Annotated in this window: 12 protein-coding genes; 6 read left to right on the plus strand and 6 right to left on the minus strand. The window is 70.2% G+C overall.

The features are described from left to right. Positions 1-9: 9 nt before the first annotated feature. Genes glfT1 through wzm form a run of 3 tightly spaced genes read right to left on the minus strand, consistent with a single transcriptional unit; the run spans position 10 to position 2,702 of the window. Positions 10-918 carry a galactofuranosyltransferase GlfT1 gene (gene glfT1 / locus ACWEF6_RS27955; RefSeq protein WP_449685649.1) on the minus strand — a complete coding sequence of 303 codons (909 nt, stop codon included), beginning with the start codon at positions 916-918 and terminating at the stop codon, positions 10-12. After that, positions 918-1,733, minus strand: coding sequence for a galactan export ABC transporter ATP-binding subunit Wzt/RfbE (gene wzt, locus ACWEF6_RS27960; RefSeq protein ID WP_310968140.1), 816 nt, complete (start codon positions 1,731-1,733; stop codon positions 918-920). The genes glfT1 and wzt overlap by 1 nt, the downstream gene beginning before the upstream one ends. A gap of 3 nt (positions 1,734-1,736) precedes the next feature. Beyond that, entirely contained in the window at positions 1,737-2,702 is a 966-nt protein-coding gene (gene wzm, locus ACWEF6_RS27965; RefSeq protein WP_449685650.1) for a galactan export ABC transporter permease subunit Wzm/RfbD, read from the minus strand. A 128-nt stretch (positions 2,703-2,830) separates the two neighbouring features. Here wzm and ACWEF6_RS27970 point away from each other — a divergent pair, with 128 nt between their 5' ends. Together ACWEF6_RS27970 and neuC are read left to right on the plus strand one after the other, a co-directional pair. Further along, entirely contained in the window at positions 2,831-3,856 is a 1,026-nt protein-coding gene (locus tag ACWEF6_RS27970; RefSeq protein ID WP_449685651.1) for an N-acetylneuraminate synthase family protein, read from the plus strand. After that, on the plus strand, positions 3,849-4,979 hold the full coding sequence (gene neuC, locus ACWEF6_RS27975) for a UDP-N-acetylglucosamine 2-epimerase (protein ID WP_449685652.1): 1,131 nt from the start codon (positions 3,849-3,851) through the stop codon (positions 4,977-4,979). The genes ACWEF6_RS27970 and neuC overlap by 8 nt, the downstream gene beginning before the upstream one ends. Here the strand turns inward: neuC and ACWEF6_RS27980 are convergent. Next, entirely contained in the window at positions 4,976-5,650 is a 675-nt protein-coding gene (locus tag ACWEF6_RS27980) for an acylneuraminate cytidylyltransferase family protein (protein ID WP_449685653.1), read from the minus strand. The two genes, neuC and ACWEF6_RS27980, sit on opposite strands and share 4 nt — an antisense overlap. 101 nt (positions 5,651-5,751) lie before the next feature. Between ACWEF6_RS27980 and ACWEF6_RS27985 the strand changes: the two genes are divergently transcribed. Next, positions 5,752-6,435, plus strand: coding sequence for a hypothetical protein (locus ACWEF6_RS27985; protein ID WP_449685654.1), 684 nt, complete (start codon positions 5,752-5,754; stop codon positions 6,433-6,435). Positions 6,436-6,449: 14 nt separating this feature from the next. Further along, on the plus strand, positions 6,450-6,887 hold the full coding sequence (locus ACWEF6_RS27990; RefSeq protein WP_449685655.1) for a hypothetical protein: 438 nt from the start codon (positions 6,450-6,452) through the stop codon (positions 6,885-6,887). 123 nt (positions 6,888-7,010) lie between these two features. Here the strand turns inward: ACWEF6_RS27990 and ACWEF6_RS27995 are convergent, their stop codons facing one another. Further along, complete coding sequence (locus ACWEF6_RS27995) at positions 7,011-7,583, minus strand: bacterial proteasome activator family protein (RefSeq protein WP_449685656.1); 573 nt, start codon at positions 7,581-7,583, stop codon at positions 7,011-7,013. A 134-nt stretch (positions 7,584-7,717) separates the two neighbouring features. Here ACWEF6_RS27995 and ACWEF6_RS28000 point away from each other — a divergent pair, with 134 nt between their 5' ends. Continuing rightward, positions 7,718-8,917, plus strand: a complete 1,200-nt coding sequence (locus ACWEF6_RS28000; RefSeq protein ID WP_004558816.1) for a cysteine desulfurase-like protein — start codon at positions 7,718-7,720, stop codon at positions 8,915-8,917. Here the strand turns inward: ACWEF6_RS28000 and ACWEF6_RS28005 are convergent. After that, complete coding sequence (locus ACWEF6_RS28005) at positions 8,914-9,891, minus strand: NAD(P)H-quinone oxidoreductase (protein ID WP_449685657.1); 978 nt, start codon at positions 9,889-9,891, stop codon at positions 8,914-8,916. The two genes, ACWEF6_RS28000 and ACWEF6_RS28005, sit on opposite strands and share 4 nt — an antisense overlap. An 81-nt stretch (positions 9,892-9,972) precedes the next feature. On the opposite strand from ACWEF6_RS28005, the gene ACWEF6_RS28010 reads away from it, so the two are divergent. Continuing rightward, positions 9,973-11,514 carry a M28 family metallopeptidase gene (locus tag ACWEF6_RS28010; RefSeq protein WP_449685658.1) on the plus strand — a complete coding sequence of 514 codons (1,542 nt, stop codon included), beginning with the start codon at positions 9,973-9,975 and terminating at the stop codon, positions 11,512-11,514. Positions 11,515-11,617 lie beyond the last annotated feature (103 nt).

An 11,617-nucleotide genomic window follows, 5' to 3' on the forward strand; every position in this document is an offset into this window, starting at 1 on the left:
GGCCCCTTTTCAGTAGCGGTAGAACTTCTCCGCGCGGCCCTGCCGCACCAGCTTCAGCCACTGCAGGAACGCCTTCGGGTCCCGCTTCACGCCCACGAAGTACAGTCCGAACCGGACGATCTCCAGCGCGCCGATCTTCCGCATCCCCGGCTGCGACAGCAGGTACCCGCGGTTGCGGTACGTGTAGTACCGCTTGACCTCGTTCTCCGGGTCCTGCGCGTGGAACTTGCCGCCCAGCATGGGCTTGAACTCGTCCGAGCCGTCCGGGTGCAGGTACTTCGTCTTCAGCGACGTGCCGAACGGCAGCCCCGAGCGGGCCAGCCGCCGGTGCAGCTCGACCTCGTCGCCGCGGAAGAACAGGCGCAGGTCCGGCACGCCGACGACGTCCAAAGTGGACGCCCGGAACAGCGCGCCGTTCATCAGGGACGCGATGCCCGGCAGGAAGTCCGCGCCCAGCTCGGACTGCGAACGCTTCCAGGTCAGGCCGCGGCGCAGCGGGAACGCCAGTTTGTCCGGCGCGTCGATGTTCGACACCACCGGCGAAATCTCCGCCAGGTCCCGCTTTTCCGCTTCCTCCAGCAGGATCGCGAGCACGTTCTCGTCGGCCGGACGCCCGTCGTCGTCGGCCAGCCAGACCCAGTCCGCGCCCAGCGAAAGCGCGTGCAGCATGCCGAGCGCGAACCCGCCGGCGCCGCCGAGGTTCCGGTGCGACGGCAAGTACGTGTACGGCAGCGGGTAGTTCTCGACGACTTCGCGCGCGGAGTCGTCCGGCCCATTGTCGACGACCACCAGGTGGTCGACCGGCCGGGTCTGGGCCGCGATGATCTTCAGCGAGTCCGCGAGCAGCTCGCGCCGGTGCCGCGTGACGACCACGCCGACGACCGCGCCGTCGGGCAGCTGCCGGGTCTCGCTCGCCATCATTCCCCGCCGTTCGTCGTCGCCACCGGCTCGATGCCGAAGCGCTGCAAGGTTTCCTGGCTCATGTTCTCGAAGGGGTCGCGGCCCTTATAGGACGTCAGGACGTCCCGCAGCGAACCCTGTTGCTTGAGGTGCCCCTCGTCCATCCAGATGGCCGAGTCGCACAGCTCGAACAGGAACTCGTCCGAGTGGCTCGCGAACACCAGGATGCCGGAGCGCTTGACGAGGTCCTTGAGCCGGTCGCGCGCCTTGTTGAGGAACGCCGCGTCGACCGCGCCGATGCCCTCGTCGAGGATGAGGATCTCGGGGTCGATCGACGTGACGACCCCCAGCGCCAGCCGCACGCGCATACCCGTCGAGTACGTCCGCAGCGGCATCTGCAGGTAGTCGCCGAGCTCGGTGAACTCCGCGATGTCGTCGACCCGCTTCTCCATCTCCTTGGCGGTCATGCCGAGGAAGAGGCCGCGGATGATGATGTTCTCCTGGCCGGAGATCTCCGGGTCCATGCCGACCCCGAGGTCGAAGACCGGCGCGATCTTGCCCTCGATCCGCGACGACCCGCGGGTCGGCTCGTAGATGCCGGCGAGCAGCCGCAGCAGCGTGGACTTGCCCGCGCCGTTGTGCCCGACCAGGCCGACCCGGTCGCCTTCGCGCAGGTTCAGGGTCACGTCGTGCAGGGCCTCGATGATCGGCACCTTGGTGTCGGTGCCGATCTTGCCGCCGACCTTGCCGAGGACCTTCTTCTTCATCGACCGGGTCTTCGCGTCGAAGATCGGGAAGTCGACGAAGGCGTTGTGGACGTCAATGCTGACCATGTGTCACACCCAGTAGGAGACGCGGGCACGGTAGTTGCGCATCGCGACGAGCGCGAGCGCCCAGCCGACGACGGTGATGCAGCCGACCACGATCCAGTTGCCGGCGGTGAACGTCTGGCCGAGCAGCGGCGCGCGCACCACCTGGATGAAGTGGTACAGCGGGTTGGCCGTGATGTACGGCAGCGCCCACGAGACGTTGTCCCGGGCCCCGCCCGCCATCAGCTGGTCCACCGGCCAGACGATCGGCGTGGCGTAGAACAGCAGCTGGATCAGCGAGTTGATCACCTGTGGGATGTCGCGGAACCGGGTCGAGATGATGCCCAGCAGCAGCGTGACCCAGCCCGCATTCAGCGCGAGCAGCGCGAACCCGGGGATGGCCAGCAGGATCGACCAGTTGAGGCCGGGGTGGCAGAACGTGCCGGCGCAGGCGTCGAACGTCGGCGTGACCGGGCCCTTGGTGAGGGAGTACTCGCCGTCGAGCGAGTTGAAGAAGATGACCAGGACCACGACGTAGACGATCATGTTGTGCGCCAGCAGCAGCGTCTGCCGCCACACGGTGCGCAGCATGTACACGCTCAGCGGCGCCGGGAGCTGCTTGATCAGCCCCTCGTTCGTGATGAACGTTTCCATGCCTTCGGAGAGGCAGCCGCTGACGAAGCCCCACAGGATGAAGCCGGTGGAGAGGTAGGGCAGGAACACTTCGACGGGCGTCGCGAACAGCTGCGAGTACAGCAACCCGAGCCCGAGCGCGATGACGGCCTGGCTGATGGTGATCCAGAAGGGCCCGATCACCGAGCGGCGGTACCGCTGCTTGATGTCCTGCCAGCCGAGGTGACCCCACAGCTCGCGGGCGCGGAAACCGGCCTTGATGTCGGCGAAGGCCCGCGAGAACGTCTTGCTGTCCGACGTCGGCGGTGCGGACGTCGCTACTGGTGAGTCTGCGGCCTGAACCGTGCTGGTGGCATGCACGTGGACGAGGGTACCGATGGGATCCGGGGCGCCTTGAGAGGGCACGGGCGTCGGGTGGGACCGGGCCCGGCGGCCCACGGGATAAGGTCGGGGACGGACCGCAGCCACGCAGCGACCCGGAGGTCTCCATGTTCATGCTCGGCGAGCACCCGGTCGGTGCCGACCACCCCCCTCTCGTGATCGCCGAGATCGGGATCAACCACGAGGGCGATCCCAAGAAGGCGCACAAGATGGTCGACGACGCCGCGGACGCCGGCGTCCAGGTCGTCAAGATCCAGACCCACGTCGTCGACGACGAGATGATCCCGAACGACGTCGTGCCCGGCAACGCCGACGAGCCGATCTGGGACATGATGAACCGCGTCGCGCTCACCGCCGAGGACGAGCGCGAGATCAAGGCGCACGCCGAAGAACGCGGGCTCGTCTTCCTGTCGACGCCGTTCTCCCGTGCCGCCGCGGACAGGCTGGCCGAGCTCGACGTCGCCGGGTTCAAGATCGGCTCGGGGGAGTGCAACAACTACCCGCTGATCCGGCACGTGGCCTCGTTCGGCAAGCCCGTCATCCTCTCCACCGGGATGAACGACGTGGCCTCCATCACCCCGGCCGTCGAAATCCTGCGGGCCGCGGGCGTCGGCTTCGCGTTGCTGCACTGCACGTCGCTGTACCCGACGCCGCCGGAGCAGGTGCGCCTCGGCGCGCTCGCCGAGCTGCACGCCGCCTTCCCGGACGCCGAACTCGGACTTTCCGACCACACCACCACGATCTACCCGTGCCTGGGTGCGGTCGCGCTCGGCGCTTCGGTGCTCGAGCGGCACTTCACCTCGGACATGAGCTGGCCGGGCCCGGACATCCCGGTTTCGTCGACGCCGGCGGAGTTCAAGCAGCTCGTCGAGGGCTCGCGCCTGATCCACGCGGCGCGCGGCGGGTCGAAGCAGATCCTGGCCGAGGAACAGCCGACGATCGACTTCGCCTACGCCTGCGTCGTCACCACCAAGGACGTCGCCGAGGGCGAGGCCCTGACCACGGACAACATCTGGGTCAAGCGCCCGGGCACCGGCGAGATCAAGGCCAAGGACTACGAAAGCCTGCTCGGCCGGGCCGTCACCCGGGCGCTGCCGGCGAACACGCAGGTGAGCTGGGCGGACCTTGGCTGAGTCCGGGCGGCGTGAGGTCCTGTTCCTCACCGGGACCCGCGCCGACTTCGGGAAGCTGCGGGACGTCATGCTGGCCGTGCAGAAGAGCTCGGTGCTGTCCGCCCGCATCGTTGTCACCGGCATGCACATGCTGCGCAGCTACGGCTACACGGTGCGCGAGATCGAGCTGGCCGGGCTGGAACGGCTGCACCTGATCCCGAACCAGATCGAAGACGAGCCGATGGCGCTCGTGCTGGCCAACACCGTCCAGGCGCTGGCCCGGCTGGTGCACGAGGAGCAGCCGGCCGCGATCGTCGTGCACGGCGACCGGGTCGAGGCCCTCGCCGGGGCGATCGTCGGCTCGCTGGCGAACGTGCGGGTCGTGCACATCGAAGGCGGCGAGGTCAGCGGCACGATCGACGACGTCATCCGGCACTCGCTGTCGAAGCACGCCCACGTGCACCTGGTCGCCAACGAGACGGCCCGGCGCCGGCTGCTGCAGCTCGGCGAGGAGGAGGACCGGATCTTCGTCGTCGGCAGCCCCGAGGTCGACGTCCTGACCTCGGCGCGGCTGCCCGACCTCGACGAGGTCCGGCGCCACTACGAGATCCCGTTCACCGACTACGGCCTGCTGGCCCTGCACCCGGTGACGACCGAGCGCGACCAGAACCGGCGCAACGCGGCGGCCGTGGTCGACGCCGTGCTCACCGAGGGCAACTGGGTCGTCATCGATCCGAACAACGACGAAGGCTGCCGCGAGATCAGGAGCGAGCTCGACCGGCTCGAGGGGCCGCGGTTCGTCCGCCTGCCGTCGATGCGGTTCGAGTACTTCGTCACCTTGATGAAGAACGCGGCCGTCGTGCTGGGCAACTCGAGCGCCGGCGTGCGGGAGGCGCCCGTCCTGGGCACGCCGTCGGTCACCGTCGGCACCCGGCAGCGCAACCGGGCGATGGCCCCCAGCGTGCTCTCGGTCGAGCCGGCCGCCGACGCCGTCGCGGCCGGGATCGGCAAGGCCCGCGCCATGGGCCGGTGCGAGCCGCACACCGAGTTCGGCGAGCCGGGCGCGCACCGCCGGATCATCGACCTGCTCGAAGGCGAGGAGATCTGGCGGCCTTCGCTCTACAAGGCCTTCGTGGACCGCTAGCCGGCCGTGTGCTGCTCGGCCAGGACGAGGTCCGCGGCGGAGTCGATGTCGATCGCCCGCTCGACCGGCACGAACTGCGGCCGCACCTCGGGGATGAAGAACCGCTCGTGCCGGCGCAGGTCGCCGGCGCGGACGAGGTAGATGCCGCCGGTGGGCCGCAGCACGACCGGCAGTGTCTGCCGGGGTGCTTCGAGGTCGGCCCAGTCCCGGACCGGGGCGATCCCGCCGTCCGGCGTCTCCAGGCACACCTTCAGCGGGTGGTGGTCGGTCGATCGGCACATCTGCACGACCGAGCCGGTCGGCCGGTCCGCGTGGATGTCGAGGCATTCGGCGATGTCCTCGGCCGTCCGCAGCGGCGAGGTCGGCTGGAGCAGCAGGACGAGCGTCGAATCGGGGACGCCGAGCGTGTCGAGCGCGTGCGTGACCGCGGGCAGTGTCCGGCTGGTCGCGTCCGCGAGGTGGGCGGGCCTGGCGACGGTCCGGGCGCCCTCGGCCTCGGCCGCCGCGGCGATGTCGGCGTCGTCGGTGGTGACGACGACATCGGGGATCCCGGCCGCGACGGCGGTGTGCACGGTGTGCGCGACCAGCGGACGGCCCCGGAAAGGCGCCAGGTTCTTGCCCGGCAGCCCGACGGAGCCGCCCCTCGCCGGGACGATGGCCAGCGCGGTCACAGAGGACCCCTTCCGGGTGACGACAGTGGTCTGTCGGCTATTGTCCGTCTGCTCGGCTGCCCCCTGACGGCGGCCCCGGACACCGATGCCTTGGGGGAGCGATGAGTCAAACCCAGTTCGCGGGCGAAACCTCCGAGCAGCTCGCCGAGGGTGACATGCTCCGTGACCTCCTCACCGCCTACGCCCGCGGCCAGCGCGTCGAGACGATCGCGGTGGTCGGCAACGCGCCGATGACGCCCGACGCCGAGCGAGCCGCCCTGATCGACGGCAGCGACCTCGTCTTCCGCATGACGACCTTCGCGCTGGACGAACCGGACGCCGAACCCACGTACGGCCGCCGCACCGACGTCGTGGTGGTCCACCGCGGGGTCATGGTCTCGCCGTACACGTTCGCCGACTACACCTCGCGGCTGTACCTGCTCGCCGAGCCGGGCCGGCTGTTCTGGGAGCCCGAGACGCTGCCCGACTGGTGGCCCGCCGACCTGGGTTTCGTGCCGATTCCGAACCGGCAGTTCGTGCTGCCGCTGTCGAAGCTGCTGGGCCTTTCCGCGGACGAGCACGTCTGGGCCACGACCGGCACGCTGGTGACCTACCTGTGCCGTCGGCTGTTCCCGGAGGCGCTGGTGCGCCTCACCGGGGTGTCGATCATCGAACGGCCGGACCAGACCGACTTCGAGCACGCCTGGGGCAGCAAGGTCGGGGTGACCGCGGAACACCGGCTGCACGCGGAATCGAAGCTGCTGAGCACTTGGCGTGACTCCGGAAGAATCGAGATCATACAGTGAGTGACATTCGCGGAGTGGTGGTTCCACGGGCGAAAGCGCTCGCCGGCCTGGCCTGGCGACCGGTGATGGCCCGGCTCCGGCCGCGCATCGAGCAGATCGCGACCGACCGCATCCAGCCCGAACTCGACCGCCTGCACGGCCACCTCGCCGATCTGCGCCGGGACGTCGAGCACGCGACGCAGGAACTCGACGGCCACGTGAAGTGGCTCTACGACGAGCAGCGCCGCTTGGCGCCTCACCTGGCGGCGCTGGAGGCCCGTATCGCGGCCTTCGAGCGGCCGGGGTCGGTGGCCCGCTTGGCGGAGCGGCTCGAGTACGCGCCCGATGAGGCTGAGGAGGTCCGCGCGGAGCACGCCCGCATCCGGGCCCGGCTGGCGGCGATCTCGAAGTACGAGGAGCGCTTGGCCCGCTTGGAGCAGGACGTCGCGGCCCGGCGCGAGGTCACCGGCTGAGTCCAGGAGCGCAAGACCCCCGGCCCTCTCCGGTGGGGTTCCGGCAAAGCCGGTGGCTGCTACGCGGTGGAAGTTGTCCACAGAGGTTGTCCACAGGCCCTCCGGTCTGTGGACAACCTCCCCTCAGAGGTACTGGCCCGTCCCCGAAATCCCCGGCCCGTGCTCCGGCCCGTGGCCCTGCCCAGCCAGCCCCGAAGGGCCGGCCGGCAGCCCGCGCCGCATCTGCTCCAGCTGGACCCGGGCCGCCATCTGCTGGGCGAACAGGGCCGTCTGGATTCCGCTGAACAGGCCTTCCAGCCAGCCGACCAGCTGCGCCTGGGCGATCCGCAGCTCCGCGTCCGACGGGGTCGAGTCGTTCGTGAACGGCCTGACCAGCCTCTCCAGCTCGTCCTGCAGCTCCGGGGCCAACGCCTTCTCGAGCTCGCGGATCGACGTCTGGTGGATCTCGCGCACGCGCGTGCGGGACGCGTCGTCCAGCGGGGCCGCTCGGACCTCCTCCAGGAGCTGCTTGATCATCGTGCCGATGCGCATCACCTTCGCCGGCTCCTCGACGAGGTCGCCCACCGACTCGGGGTGGTCGCCCTCGACGGGGGCCGCGCCCACTGGCGTGCCGTCCGGTCCGACGACCACCACGTGGGGTGAAGATTCCTGGCCCGGGTCACCCGCTGTGAAGTTCGGCTCGGTCATGTGCTCCATCCTGGCTTGCCTTCGACACGCTCCGCGACACCCAGGGGGTGTCCGTCTCCGAGCGTAGCCGTAAACCGGGTTCCCGGTGGCTCTCCACCCAACCCCGGACGCACGGCGAAACCGCACGTCCGTACGGTGTCCCCATGGCGTTCGACGTCGCTCGTATCCGTGGGCTCTTTCCCGCGCTGGGTGACGGCTGGATTCACTTCGACGGCGCCGCCGGAATGCTGGTCCCGGAACAGGTCGCTTCGGCCGTTTCCACGGCGATGCGAGCCCCGGTGTCCGGGCCGGGCGGAGCGTTTCCGGCCTCACAACGCGCGGAAAGCATCGTTACCGCGGCCCGCCGGGCCGTGGCCGACCTGGTCGGGGCCGACCCGGCTGCCGTCGTGCTCGGGCCGAGCGCGCCGGTCATGCTGCGCCGGCTCGTCGACGCGCTCGCCGAGCGGTGGACCATCGGCGACGAAGTCGTCGTGTCCCGGCTCGACGAACAAGCCAACCTGGCGCCCTGGCAACGCGCCGCCAAGCGGGTCGGCGCCGTCGTGCGCTGGGGTGAGATCGACATCGAGACCTGCGAGCTGCCCGCGTGGCAGTACGAGCAGCTCGTGTCCGCGCGCACCAAGGCCGTCGCCGTCACGCTCGCGTCCGGGTCCGTCGGCACCCGGCCGGACGTGCCGACGATCATCGAGTTCGCCAAGCGGGTCGGCGCGCTCGTGGTCGTCGACGCCACCTACGCCGCGCCCTTCCTGCCGCTCGACATCAACGCCCTCGGTGCCGACGTCATGGTCGTCTCCGCGCAGGCCTGGGGTGGTCCCTCGGTGGGCGCCCTGGTCTTCCGCGACCCCGAGCTGATCGAACGGATCCCGTCGGCGTCGCTCGACCCGATGGCCCGCGGCGCCGCCCGCCTGGAGCTCGGCCCGCACGCCTACCCGCTGCTCGCCGGCCTCATCGCGTCGATCGACTACCTCTCCGGCCTCGACGACGCCGCCACCGGATCGCGCCGCGAGCGGCTGGTCACCTCGCTCGGGTCGGCGAAGTCCTACCACGCCGGGCTGCTGGCGCAGCTGTCCACGGAACTGCTGTCGCTGCGGCACATCATGGTCATCGGCAACGCCATGCGCCGCATCCCCGCGCTCGCCTTCGCCGTCGCCGGCAAGAAGGCACCCGAGGTCGCCGAGTACTTGGCAACACAGGGCCTGTGCGCCTTCGCCGACGACGGCACGAGCGGCGTCTTCGCGTCACTCGGCGTCGGAGAAGTGGGCGGCGCCGTGCGGATCGGGCTCGCCCACTACTCCAACGTCTTCGAGATCAACCAGCTGGTGCGGGTCCTCGAAGAACTGCGTTAGGACTTCGCCGCCAGCAGCACCTTGCCGAACACGCTGCCCTCTTCGAGGATGCGGTGCGCGGTCGAGGCCTCGGCCATCGGCACGACCTGGCCGACGATCGGCTTGACCAGGCCGTCGGAAACCAGCGGCCACAGGCGCTCGCGGACGTCGGCGACGATCGCCGCCTTCTGGTCCAGCGGCCGGAAGCGCAGGCCCGCGGCGAACACCGACGCCCGCTTGCCGAGCAGCGCGCCGACGTTCAGCTCGCCCTTGACCCCGCCCTGCATGCCGATGATGACCAGCCGGCCGTCCTGCTGCAGCGCGTCGACGTTGCGGCCCAGGTAGGACGCGCCCATGTTGTCGAGGATGACGTTCGCGCCGCCGGTCTCCGCGCGGAGCACCTCGACGAAGTCCTGCTCCTTGTAGTTGATCGTGAGGTCGGCGCCGAGCTGGCGGCAGCTTTCGAGCCGGTCCGGCGAGCCCGCGGTGACGGCGACCGTCGCGCCGAGCGCCTTGCCGACCTGGATGGCGTGCGTGCCGATGCCGCCCGCCCCGCCGTGGACCAGCAGCACCTCGCCTTCGGTGAGGTTGGCGTGCATGACGACGTTCGCCCACACCGTGCAGGCCACCTCGGGCAGCGCGGCCGCCGTGAGCAAGTCGATCTCACCCGGCACCGGCAGCAGCTGCCCCGCGGGGACGACCGCCTTCTCCGCGTAGCCGCCGCCGGAGAGCAGGGCGCAGACCTCGTCGCCGACGGTCCAGCCTTCGACGCCCTCGCCGAGTTCCGCGATCGTGCCGGAGCATTCGAGGCCGAGGGTTTCGCTCGCGCCGGGCGGGGGCGGGTAGTGGCCCTGGCGCTGCAGCAGATCCGCGCGGTTCACCGCGCTCGCCGCGACTTCCAGCAGCACCTCGCCGGGGCCGGGCCGCGGGTCCGCGACCTCCGCCCACTCGAGAACGTCCGGGTCACCTGGTTCACGGATGGTGATCGCGTACATGTGTCGACCGTATACCGCGGCGAAAGTTCCCGCCGAAAGGCGCATTGACGGACTTCGCATAGGGAACAAAGGTGAGCAACCATGTCACTCTTCAGAACGAAGTTCCTCCCGCCGGTGGCGATAGCCGCCGGTGCCACGCTGGTGCTCGGCCTGACCCCGGCCGCCGCCGCGAACACGGTCCCCGACGGCCCGGCCCTGGCGAAGCAGCTCGTCAAGAAGGTCGACGTCAACGGCGTCAACCGGCACCTGATCGCCCTCCAGCGCATCGCCGACACCAACGGCGGCACCCGCGCGGCGAGCACCGAGGGCCACAAGAAGTCCGCCGAATACATCGCCACCAAGCTCGAGGCGGCCGGCTTCCAGGTCACCCGCCAGGAGTTCCCGTTCACCTACTCGGAGACGCTCGCCGAGAAGCTGACCGCGGGCGGCGCGAACGTCCCGGTCATCGCCATGGAGTACACGAAGTCGACGCCGGTCGGCGGCATCACCGCGCCGCTGTCCGTGGTCGCCGTGGACGACACCAGTGGCTGCGAGGCCACCGACTACACCGCGGACGTCGCGGGCAAGATCGCGCTGATCAAGCGCGGTGGCTGCTCGTTCGCGCAGAAGCAGCAGACGGCCGCCGCCGCGGGGGCGATCGGCGCCATCGTCTACAACAACACCGACGGCGACCTCAACGGGACCCTGGGGGGTCCGGAGAACGCCGCGATCCCGACCGGGGGCGTGACGGCGGCCGCGGGGGCGCAGCTGGCCACCCTCGGCGGGCAGAACGTGACGCTGGAGCTGCGGGCCTTCCAGGAGGCGCGGACCAGCTACAACGTCATCGCCGAGACCAAGACCGGCCGCAAGGACAACGTCGTGATGCTGGGGTCGCACCTCGACAGCGTCCCGGCCGGCCCGGGCATCAACGACAACGGCAGCGGCTCGGCGGCCCTGCTGGAGACCGCGCTGCAGCTGGGTAGCAGCCCGAAGGTCAACAACGGCGTCCGCTTCGGCTTCTGGAGCTCGGAGGAGTTCGGCCTGATCGGCTCGACCTACTACGTCGACCAGCTGACCTTCGAGCAGCAGCTCGACATCGCGCTGTACCTGAACTTCGACATGATCGGCTCGCCCAATGCCGGCTACTTCGCCTACGACGGCGACAACTCCGACGGCGTCGGCGCCGGTGCCGGCCCGTACGGCTCGGCGCAGATCGAGAAGACCTTCGTCGACTTCATGCAGGCCGCGCGCGGGGTGTCCCTCGAGGGCACCGACTTCACCGGGCGTTCGGACTACGGCGAGTTCATCGCCGTCGGCATCCCGGCCGGCGGGCTCGACACCGGTGCCGAGGTGCTGAAGACCCCGGCGCAGGCGGCGAAGTGGGGTGGCCAGGCCGGCGTCGCGTTCGACCCGTGCTACCACCAGGCCTGCGACAACCTGGGCAACATCGACCGGGTCGCGCTGGACCGCAACGCGGACGGCCTCGCCTGGGCCCTCGGCGTCTACGCGACGAGCACCGAGAGCATCAACGGTGTCCAGCCGGGCAAGGCGAAGGCGGCCAAGCAGAAGGCCGCCGAGCGCAAGGCGCAGCGGAACTTCTCGGCCCGCTCCGTCGCCGGTGACCCGCACGCCCTGACCGCCTGACCCAAGCGCCCCAATGTGGCGTGGGGGGGGGGGGGGGGGCCCCACCCCCCCCAAGGGGGGCGGGGGGGCAACCCAACACAACAATAGTGGGGTGGTAGCAACC

The sequence above is a fragment of the Amycolatopsis sp. NPDC004772 genome (genome assembly GCF_053601215.1).

Excerpts from the sequence above, each read along its gene's own strand:
- glfT1 (WP_449685649.1), bottom strand. The coding sequence starts at position 918 with ATGGCGAGCGAGACCCGGCAGCTGCCCGACGGCGCGGTCGTCGGCGTG.
- wzt (WP_310968140.1), bottom strand. The coding sequence starts at position 1,733 with ATGGTCAGCATTGACGTCCACAACGCCTTCGTCGACTTCCCGATCTTC.
- ACWEF6_RS27970 (WP_449685651.1), top strand. The coding sequence starts at position 2,831 with ATGTTCATGCTCGGCGAGCACCCGGTCGGTGCCGACCACCCCCCTCTC.
- ACWEF6_RS27985 (WP_449685654.1), top strand. The coding sequence starts at position 5,752 with ATGAGTCAAACCCAGTTCGCGGGCGAAACCTCCGAGCAGCTCGCCGAG.
- ACWEF6_RS27995 (WP_449685656.1), bottom strand. The coding sequence starts at position 7,583 with ATGGAGCACATGACCGAGCCGAACTTCACAGCGGGTGACCCGGGCCAG.
- ACWEF6_RS28000 (WP_004558816.1), top strand. The coding sequence starts at position 7,718 with ATGGCGTTCGACGTCGCTCGTATCCGTGGGCTCTTTCCCGCGCTGGGT.
- ACWEF6_RS28005 (WP_449685657.1), bottom strand. The coding sequence starts at position 9,891 with ATGTACGCGATCACCATCCGTGAACCAGGTGACCCGGACGTTCTCGAG.
- ACWEF6_RS28010 (WP_449685658.1), top strand. The coding sequence starts at position 9,973 with ATGTCACTCTTCAGAACGAAGTTCCTCCCGCCGGTGGCGATAGCCGCC.